General features: G+C 68.6%; 1 protein-coding gene and 1 pseudogene. Both read left to right on the top strand.

The features are described from left to right. A pseudogene (locus HA630_RS01860) lies at nucleotides 1-312 on the top strand (NAD(P)/FAD-dependent oxidoreductase); the annotation flags it as partial. An 11-nt stretch (nucleotides 313-323) separates the two neighbouring features. Further along, a complete protein-coding gene (locus tag HA630_RS01855) occupies nucleotides 324-575 on the top strand; it encodes a MoaD/ThiS family protein (RefSeq protein ID WP_166832183.1) in 252 nt (83 codons plus the stop codon). Nucleotides 576-691 lie beyond the last annotated feature (116 nt).

Genomic DNA, 691 nt, shown 5'->3' with positions numbered 1-691 from the left:
ACGCTGGGCCTGATTTCCACCAGCTTCGGCAACTGGCAGGGCGTGCCCGGCGGCGAGCAGGTGGAGCTGCTGGACCCGGCGCACCACAAGGTGCTGAGCCTGCAGTTCCAGGGCGACGTGATGGTGGGCTGCAACAGCGTGGGCTGGACCGACCACGTGGGCGTGATGCGCGGCCTGGTGGAAGGCAAAGTCAAGCTGGGCGAGTGGAAAGACAAGCTCAAGGAAGACCCGACGCAGCTGATGAAGGCCTACCTAGCCACGGCCCAGGCGCAAGGCCAGTGGAGCGGGGCCGGCGACGCCCGCCGCCGTTGAGCTGGGGGCCTATGCAGATCACCTTCAAGCTGTTTGCCACGCTGGGCGACTACCTGCCGCCCGGCGCCCGCTACAACCAGATCGCGCTGGACCTGGCGCCCGGCACCACCGTGAGCCAGGTGATCGAGGCCCACGCCCTGCCGCTAAAGCTGGTGCACCTGGTGCTCATCAACGGCCACTTTGTGCCGCCCGAAGCGCGGTCCGACCGCGCCCTGATCGACGGCGATGTGCTGGCCATCTGGCCGCCCATCGCCGGCGGCTGAGGCGCGCGACATGCAGTCGGTCTACGCCGAATCGTTTGTGCGCGACATGGGTTGCACCCCCCAGGAATGGCTGGGGTGGTTGCCCGAGGCCGTGGGGCCACACCCGTGGACGCTGG

The sequence above is a fragment of the Aquabacterium sp. A08 genome, from assembly GCF_011742065.1.
Note: the sequence above shows the minus strand (reverse complement) of the source record. Positions and strands in the feature narration are given on the sequence as shown.